This is a genomic window from Vibrio sp. 10N.222.55.B11 (assembly GCF_041473705.1).
Lineage (GTDB): Bacteria > Pseudomonadota > Gammaproteobacteria > Enterobacterales > Vibrionaceae > Vibrio > Vibrio crassostreae_C.
In genome coordinates this window covers 1-8,860 of record NZ_JBFRST010000112.1, presented here as the reverse complement: position 1 = coordinate 8,860, position 8,860 = coordinate 1, and the positions used below count along the sequence as shown (strand labels likewise).

At 44.7% G+C, this 8,860-nt stretch carries 7 protein-coding genes; 3 read left to right on the top strand and 4 right to left on the bottom strand.

All coding sequences use genetic code 11. The features are described 5' to 3' along the window. Positions 1-65: 65 nt before the first annotated feature. The 3 genes from AB4503_RS25065 to AB4503_RS25055 are packed head-to-tail and all read right to left on the bottom strand — an operon-like array spanning position 66 to position 2,681. Positions 66-1,247 carry an MFS transporter gene (locus AB4503_RS25065; RefSeq protein WP_372115880.1) on the bottom strand — a complete coding sequence of 394 codons (1,182 nt, stop codon included), beginning with the start codon at positions 1,245-1,247 and terminating at the stop codon, positions 66-68. After that, the gene (locus tag AB4503_RS25060; RefSeq protein WP_017067650.1) at positions 1,237-2,385 is read right to left on the bottom strand and encodes a phosphotransferase; all 1,149 of its coding nucleotides are present in this window, start codon (positions 2,383-2,385) and stop codon (positions 1,237-1,239) included. The genes AB4503_RS25065 and AB4503_RS25060 overlap by 11 nt, the downstream gene beginning before the upstream one ends. A gap of 11 nt (positions 2,386-2,396) precedes the next feature. Next, a complete protein-coding gene (locus tag AB4503_RS25055) occupies positions 2,397-2,681 on the bottom strand; it encodes a GNAT family N-acetyltransferase (protein ID WP_371724941.1) in 285 nt (94 codons plus the stop codon). A gap of 272 nt (positions 2,682-2,953) precedes the next feature. Here AB4503_RS25055 and AB4503_RS25050 point away from each other — a divergent pair, with 272 nt between their 5' ends. Then, entirely contained in the window at positions 2,954-3,700 is a 747-nt protein-coding gene (locus AB4503_RS25050; protein WP_017067648.1) for a flagellar brake protein, read from the top strand. A 163-nt stretch (positions 3,701-3,863) separates the two neighbouring features. Here the strand turns inward: AB4503_RS25050 and AB4503_RS25045 are convergent, their stop codons facing one another. Next, positions 3,864-6,224, bottom strand: coding sequence for a Lon protease family protein (locus AB4503_RS25045; RefSeq protein WP_017061577.1), 2,361 nt, complete (start codon positions 6,222-6,224; stop codon positions 3,864-3,866). Between the two features lie 240 nt (positions 6,225-6,464). On the opposite strand from AB4503_RS25045, the gene AB4503_RS25040 reads away from it, so the two are divergent. Next, complete coding sequence (locus AB4503_RS25040) at positions 6,465-6,959, top strand: hypothetical protein (protein WP_171733388.1); 495 nt, start codon at positions 6,465-6,467, stop codon at positions 6,957-6,959. Between the two features lie 12 nt (positions 6,960-6,971). Then, entirely contained in the window at positions 6,972-8,600 is a 1,629-nt protein-coding gene (locus AB4503_RS25035; RefSeq protein ID WP_372115879.1) for an ABC transporter ATP-binding protein, read from the top strand. Positions 8,601-8,860 lie beyond the last annotated feature (260 nt).

Genomic DNA, 8,860 nt, shown 5'->3' with positions numbered 1-8,860 from the left:
ACTTTACGGGGTCACTTCAATCACTATTGGAGCTTTTTGCTTATTTCATAATATCGAGACCAACATTAACGCCAGCTAAACATTCGCACTTCATTACCTTCTTCAGGTGTCTTAGGAATGTTTAAAGACAACGCCAAAGAAACCGCCGCCATCGCAGCACCAATATAGAAAACCGTTGCAGGAGAAGACAACCAAATCACACCAAACACGACAGGAATAACGACTGCGGCAATATGGTTGATGGTGAAAGAGACACCAGCGGTTGATGCCATGTCAGCCGGATCTGCAATTTTCTGAAAGTAAGTTTTGATCGCTAGTGCCAATGCAAAGAACAAATGATCGACCACGTAAAGTGCTGCCGCCCACTCTGCGTTTTGCACTAAGCCATAACCGACAAATACACCAATCAAACCGACATACTCGAAAATCAGCGCCTTACGCTCACCCACCACACCAATAAATCGACCAATACGTTTTGCGAACAAGAAGTTAAATAGGTAGTTGATTAAGAACAATAGCGTTATGTCAGCTGCCGAGTAACCGAATTTCTCTACCATCAGAAAGCCTGCAAACACGGTGAAGATTTGTCTTCTCGCACCGCTCATAAACGTTAGCGCGTAGTAGAGCCAGTAACGCTTCCGCAGTACCAACTTCTTATTCTGTGGCGTCTTGGTTTGAAACTCAGGGAAGCCAAAGGTCATCACCAAAACTAAAACAAAACCAATTCCGCCAGTGATGCCATACACCCAAGCAAAGTCGAGTTTGAGTTGCTCTAACATCACCCAAATAGAGCCATAAGTGATTAAAGATGCCAACGCGCCAACGGAGATCATCTTACCTAGCATCTCTGGCGCTTCTTCTTTACTCAACCATTGCAGTGACAAAGACTGCTTCAGCGTTTCAAAATAGTGAAAGCCCGTCGACATTAAAATGGTAGTCAGCAACAATCCAGTGAGTGAGGGGAACAGACCCGTAATCGCGGTGCCTACAGTGAGCATCGCCAGCGATATCAACATGAAGCGTTGCTCACGAATGAATGCCAACACAAACACTACGGTAAACGCTAAGAAACCCGGGATCTCACGCACACTTTGCAGCAAGCCAATATCCGCACCATCAAAGTTCGCCTTCTCAATCACGAAGTTATTAAGTAAAGCCATCCAGCTCGAAAACGCGATCGGTACAACAATCGAAATCAGTAATAAAAAGTTTTGCGGCGTTTTCCAGCTCGCGGTTCTATCGAACATTGACGGACTCCTGTTCGTCTAATTGAGTGAGCACTCGTAAGGTCAACTGCTCAGTATAAGGGTTAATCTTCCAATGCTCTGGGCTCCAGCCTTTTACGAAACGTTGGAAATCGGCCCACGCCACGTAAAACATTGGTCGCCATGCTGCTTCTACCTCATCAAATGAAAGGTGTGGCTGATAGTACGCCAATGCCTCTTTCAAGTGTCGGAAGTAAATATCCAGTACCTGTGGCTCAAGTTCAGCGCAGTCTTGCGGCCTCACCGCACTACTCATGAACAAAGCGACATCTTTCATCGCACAACCATGGCCCACATATTGGAAATCGACCGCAGCCGCGCGCTCGCTTTCAGAATCAAAACAAAAATTGGCGAGCTTGGCATCGCCATGGACTAAGGTTTGATATGGACATTCTTTTAATAAACGGTCGATGTGCTTGGCTTGGTTCTTCAATGGTAAATCAGCCAAGGCATTGAGTTCATCAGGGCGTGTATCTAGATGCCAATAAGTACCGACTTGCCACAATGATGACAACTGCTCTTGATTGATATTGATGTGCTTTGCGTGAAAGTTAGCAAGCCATTTAAGGCAAGCATTACGTTGTTTTTGCTCTTCTCTTGTGTAACTAGATGCCTGATAGTCAGAAGCAGCAAGCACATCAAACTGAGAGATCAACGGGAAGCCAATATCCGCTAAGTCTTGCATCACTATCAGCCACTCATTCTCTTCTAGTTCACATTGCAGCCCAACAGGTACAGGGCAGCGCTCGTCCCATTGTTGGGTGAATGACTGATACCAAGCTGTTTCCACTTGGTAAGAGTGTACCTTTCGTTGGTGAGAGAGTTTGGTATTCCAACCCTTTGGGTGTTCAGCTTTATCTGGCAACGCGACATGTTTAACAATCACACTCTTGAGTTCCGCACTGCTTTCTTGAGAAAAGACTAAGCGAACTAACTCGCCATATCCACCCCATAGGCGTTGAATCACTTGGACATCAAACCCTTCATGACAACCCAGCGAGGTCGCTATTTTTTGATAAAGCTCATTTTGATAAAACTCTTGTTGATAAAGCTCTGGCTGATTTTGACTTGAACCCGCTTCAGGTTGAGCTCGATTATTCGACGATATTGATTGAGACATATTACTCGTTGTTATGCTTTATCAGATAGAAGGTGTGACCACTGTGGCTGCCTATTCATGTAGTGAACCACATAGCTACAAACCGGCACAATTTTGAAGCCCGCTTGTTCAATTTCAGGCAATACCGACTCCATCATCACCTTCCCAAAGCCCTTGCCTTGCAGTTCATCAGGAATGCGTGTCGACGTGATATGTAGTACATCGCCATCCTTTTTATACTTAACTACCGCAAACTGATCTGGTTCTAACTCAACTGTGATCTGGTTCACATCTTGATCCCATTTAACTGCCTGCATTCTCAACTCCTGCAAATAATGGATACGACAAACAATTAAAGTTTGAAGTATGAATTCCTTGTAATAGACTAACGCAAGTGCATATAAATAAAACTAAGTACTTACAATCAAAGAAAATATTATTATAGCGTGTGGTTATAAATAAAATTCAAACCAATTAAAAGCACTCTATAAATTGCGTTAGTACACCTACTAAATCTAGCACGTAACAACCCCTTGTTAGCAAGTTATCAATATCTAACAGACGCATGTTGGCGCATGGAGAACATATAATGAACGCACCCCTGAAGAAGCCTTTGGAGCATAATCAGGCACTTCAAGACCCTCGTAATCGCACCGTTTCCACTATCAATAGCACTGATGCACTGGCCATGATTGAGCACGGCAGTGAGCTGACATTAAATGTCTCGACTCCCGTTGGCACGAAGTTTCTCGCCACCACCAGGTTTATCGGAACGCACAGTGATAACTGTATTGTGGTTGAGGTTCCCGAGGTATCCAATGAAGATCTGAACTTTTTCTTTCAAGAAGGTTTTTGGATGACCGCTCGTGCGTATTCTCTACGAGGTGAAGGCGCGCTTATCCACTTTAGAAGCCAAATTCACCATAAGATTGGTGAACCCTTCCCTATTCTTGTACTTTCAACACCAAGCACGATGCAAGTGACTCAGCTGCGTAAAGAAACACGCTATGAAGTGAATCTGGCTTCAAGAATCATCTTCAACGACCAGCGAGCAAACTGTGAGATAAGAGACTTATCGAAAAGTGGTTGTCGTTTCGTTACCTCACCAACCTCTCGTGCGATTCAGATTGCCGATCGCGTGTCTATTGAGATAACCCCTGAGAACTACAATGGCCCACTGATTCCGCCATTGCGAGGCATCGTCTGTAATTTACAGAAATCGACGCACTACGCTCGATACGGTGTCGAATTTGATGATATTGGCAGAGCTAACGCCAAACACTTATTGGCAAAACTGAAGTTCGATGGCACCAAGCTTTGCTTACGAAATGGGTAACGCCTTTTAACACGAGACTTTCACCGAATACAGCAAGCTGACCAACTACAATTAGTTCACTGGCAAACTAAACCTCAACCAACAAAAAAGCCATCGACTCTAGAATCGATGGCTTTTGCGTTTTGGCTGTTTGTTTATTTGTTTAGCTATCTAGATATTCAAACTATTTGCGCAGTGCGTTCAGTTTAGCTTGGGCGATACCAAAGATAGTATCAATTGGATAGCTACCCTCATCACTTGCTTCACCAGCGGCTTTGCCTGTGAACAGCTCAATCGCCTCTGTTACATGGTCAATCGCCCAGATATTAAACTCGCCCTTTTCAACCGCTTTCACGATATCGCTACGCAGCATCAGGTTGTGAACATTTGAACGCGGGATGATCACCCCTTGTTCGTTTGAACGCCCTTTGATTTCACACACATCAAAGAAACCTTCAATTTTCTCGTTCACACCACCAATAGGCTGAGACTCACCAAACTGGTTCATCGAGCCTGTAATCGCGATGTCTTGACGGTTTGGCTGCTTAGAAAACGCTGACACCACCGCACAGAACTCAGCCATACTCGCACTGTCACCATCGACGCCACCATACGATTGTTCGAAGGTGATGTTAGTGGTGAGCGGGACTTTGGCTGTCTTGCCAAATACGGAAGAAAGGTAAGCCGACAAGATCATCACGCCTTTTGAGTGAATGCTGCCACCTAGGTCTACGTTTCTTTCAATATCAATCACTTCACCATCACCGTAAGCGGTGGTTGCCGTGATTCGGTTCGGCGCACCAAACATATGATCCGTCGTGCTGAGTACAGACAGCGCATTCACTTGCCCAACCGCTTGACCATCAACATGGATTAGCGTTGTGCCGTTAGTGAAGGTTTCCATCACACTGTCTTGCAGTCGTCCGACACGCATCTGTTGGTTAGATAACGCTTGGTCGACGTGTGTTGCTCGAATCAGGTTCGACTTTGAACCTCTCGCCACGTAGTTTGACTCACGAAGCAGATTAGCAATGTGTGCCGAGTGCAGAGACAATTTACCTTGGTCACCCGCCTGACGAGAGCTGTGCTCAATGATGCGAGCGATCGCTTTACGGTCACAATGCAGCATGTTGTTGTCGTGCACGATACTCGAAATAAAGCGCGCGTAGTGCATTTCAGAATCGGGAGTACGCTTCATCTCATCTTCAAAATCGGCCGTCACACGGAACAATTCACCAAACTCTGCATCGTAGTGTTGCAGCAGTTGGTAAGTTCGGTAGTCGCCAAACAGGATGATCTTGACGTCCAATGGAATCGGCTCTGGATCAAGCGATACCGCGCCCGTTAAGGTCACCTCTTTCTCTAATGAAGTGAAGCTCAATTGACGTGAACGCAGCGCTCGTTTCAAGCCTTCCCAAACGTACGGCTGCTCAAGTACCTTCACCGCATCCATCAGCAATACGCCACCGTTAGCTCTGTGTAAGCTACCTGCACGAATCAATGAGAAGTCTGTAAAGACAGTGCCCTTGAACGTTGCCGTTTCTACATAGCCAAACAGAGAGTGATAATTTGGATTCTCTTCCACCACGATCGGCAGAGTCTCCTCCTTTTGGCTCACAATCACGTTAACCTTGTAGCGACGCGGCATTTTCTTATCCAAAGAAGCGGTTGCAACTTCGGCTTGCTCAGTGCTCTCTTCTAAGAAGATGTCAGCGTTGTCGACAATGTCTTTACGCAGTGCCGTTAGGTACTTTTTAATGTCTGGATATTGGCTGTAATCCTTCTTCAATTGCTTGATGAAGTGCGTGATCACGTCTCGCGCCGTATCATCATTCAGTTTTTGAATTTTCTCAGTGTACGTTTCTTCAAGTTCCGTCAACTCACGAGAAATGGTTCGCAGACCGACTTCCAATCCATCAATGGTTTTATCGAACTGGTCTTGCTCTTCTGGCGAAAGCAGATCGAAGCTCTCTTCGGTATGAAGATCATCCCCATTCATGGCCACAAACTGGTAATCACCCTGAGTGGTGATCGTCAGGTTAATGCCCTTGTCTTTCGCTTCTTGGCTAATGCTTTCTAACGCGGCTTGTTGCTTAGCTGCTAATTGGTTTTTAAGCCTATCAGCACGGCTAAAGTACATCTCGTTATCAAACGCTAGAGGCATACCTTTCAGCAATTTACGCATTAGCTTTTCAATATCTTGCTTTAAGCTGCTGCCAACGCCACGAGGTAATTTCAGTACCTTAGGTGTACGAATATCTTCAAAGTTCGCGATATAACACCAATCAAAAAGCTCCTGCACTTCTTGAGGGTGACGGTTCAGATAGCGCAAGATCATGGTGCGTTTACCCAGACCATTTCGCCCTATCGCATAAATGTTGTAACCCTTTTCCTTGATTGACATCGCGAACTCAACGGCTTTTTGTGCCCTTTCCTGCCCGACGATTTCGTCAATTGGAGCCAGTTCTTTGGTCGACTTACATGGTAGCTTATCTAAATCCGCTACCTGATACAGCTGTTCTGTATTGAGTCTTTGCATCGCCATCGCCGCCTCCTTAGTCCTTCATTACTTGGGTGTAGATAAAATCAGTGTAGATGTAATTTCCTACAAATTTAGTGACTTACGCTACACAGCTGTTCAACTGAACAAATAACACACAATTTAAGCCATTTTTAGGAATAGCTCGTCATTTAATTCACCAACTTAACATGTGAATGATTTTAATTTGCAATTGATAATAAATATCATTAACATTTTCTGATATTATAAATTGAGGATGTGGATATGGAAATTGAACGATGCTGGATGCACTACCTAAAAGCTGAACAGTTAATGGAACAAGGTCACTGGCCAGAAGCACAACGCCTTTATGGTGATGTTCTAACCTCACTTCCTCATCACATCCAAGATGCAGCATACCAAAGCGATATCAAGCCTTGCCAATTTGCCTGCTTGCTTGCCGGGTTAAGAGACGCGAGCGTCGCTCAATCAGAGATACTCAACCGATTAGGTCAGCACCAACAAGCCTTCGATACCTTGAATCAATCTTACGCTCTGATGCAATTTATCTCTCTGGAGAACACTGAGCTGATTCAACGTACCTTTGGATTATTGGAAAAGCAGAGCGAAGGTTTGCTCAATCACCTGATCGCTTTTTGCAGCGCTCAGCGCAGTTCACATTGGATGCTCGAACTAGAACAAATTCAACGTGCTCATCACCATTTTGGGCAACTTAAAACCACGTCAGAAGTGAAATCTTCACCTAATGTCTTAAATTGATAAGGATATATCATGTCGGACCGGGCCATTCTTAAAGTCAATAACCTCTCCGTTAGCTTCACAACCAATGATGGAATCATTGATGCGGTAAAAAAGGTTAACTTTACCCTTAATTCTAGCGAAACCTTGGCCATTGTTGGTGAATCAGGTTCAGGTAAATCAGTCTCTTCTAACGCACTCATGCGTTTGCTCCCTGATAACGCCATCATTGATGCTCAATCTGAAATAGAATTTGAGGGGCAATCAATACTTGGCAAGACTGAACGAGAAATGCAGTCGATTCGTGGCGATAGAATCGGCATGATCTTTCAGGAACCGATGACCTCTCTCAACCCATACCTTCGCGTGGGCACACAAGTGGCAGAAGCCATTATGTGTCACCGCAATGTATCGAAATCAAAAGCAAAACAGCGTGTGCTAGAGCTCTTCAATCTTGTGCATTTACCAATGCCAGAACAAGCTTACAACAAGTATCCGCATGAGTTTTCAGGCGGTCAGTTGCAGCGCATCATGATTGCGATGGCTTTGATCAACGAGCCCGATATTTTGATTGCCGACGAACCCACCACCGCATTGGATGTGACCGTACAAGCGGAAGTGCTTTCTCTTATCAAAGAAATCCAAGGCAAGATGGGAATGGCAATTTTGTTCATCACCCATGACTTAGGTGTGGTGAAACACTTTGCAGACCGCGTGCTAGTGATGTGTAAAGGTGAGCTCGTAGAAGAAGGGATGACTCAATCTTTGTTCGATAGTCCTAAACATGATTACACAAGAATGCTCATTAACTCGATTCCGAAAGGCGCTAAGGTTCCTGTTGAGGCGACAGCCCCAGAACTATTGTGTGCTGACGACATCCGAGTTCAGTTCTTGGTGAAATCACACTTTATCAAGAGTAAAAGCCAGTACTTCGAAGCCGTAAAAGGCATTTCGTTGAATCTTAAGCAAGGCGAAACGCTAGGCATTGTTGGTGAATCTGGTTCAGGTAAATCAACCCTTGGACGTGCATTAATCGGCTTGCTGCCGAGTACCGGACGTATTGTTTACAAAGGCCAAGACGTTAGCTTATTAAATGATAAAGAGCGTCACAAGCTCAAGAAAGATGTCCAAATGGTGTTCCAAGATCCTTATGGTTCTTTATCACCACGCATGACAGTTGGGGAAATCATCACCGAAGGCTTAACGGTGCATCAACCTCATCTATCCAAGCAAGAACGTTTAGAAAGAGCGCGCAAAGCATTGATTGAAGTTCGCTTAGAGCCAAATTCAATAAACCGTTATCCACATGAGTTCTCTGGCGGGCAAAGACAACGTATCGCGATTGCTCGCGCACTGATTCTAGAGCCCTCTTTCATTTTGCTGGATGAACCGACTTCAGCACTCGATCGCTCAGTACAACTGACCGTGATTGACCTGCTGAAAGACATTCAAGCCAAGCACAATATCGGCTTCCTATTCATCAGCCACGATCTCTCGGTAGTGAAAGCACTGTCGGATCGCGTACTGGTGATGCAGAAGGGCGAAGTAATGGAAGAAGGGTCTGCAGAAGAGATTTTCAATGCGCCGAAAAACAACTACACCAAGAAATTAATCGCTGCGTCATTCGACTTAGAAGATAAATCGAAAAAAAATGCCGCATAAAGGGAACTAATCAACATTAACAGCGTCTTATAATTACATTCTGAATAATCTCCTAATGGATTGAAATCTAGAATGGATATAGCAAAACTGGTTTGGCCGCCAAAAGAGAAATGTCGCATGGATGCGACATTTTTCGTTTCTGGCGTATATGAAAAATCAACTCAGTGATTCGCGCCAGTGATTCGAACCAGTGATTATGAAGGTTTGCTAAAATTAACGGACTTTAAACAGAGTTCGCTGCAGGGCAAGATCATGAAAAA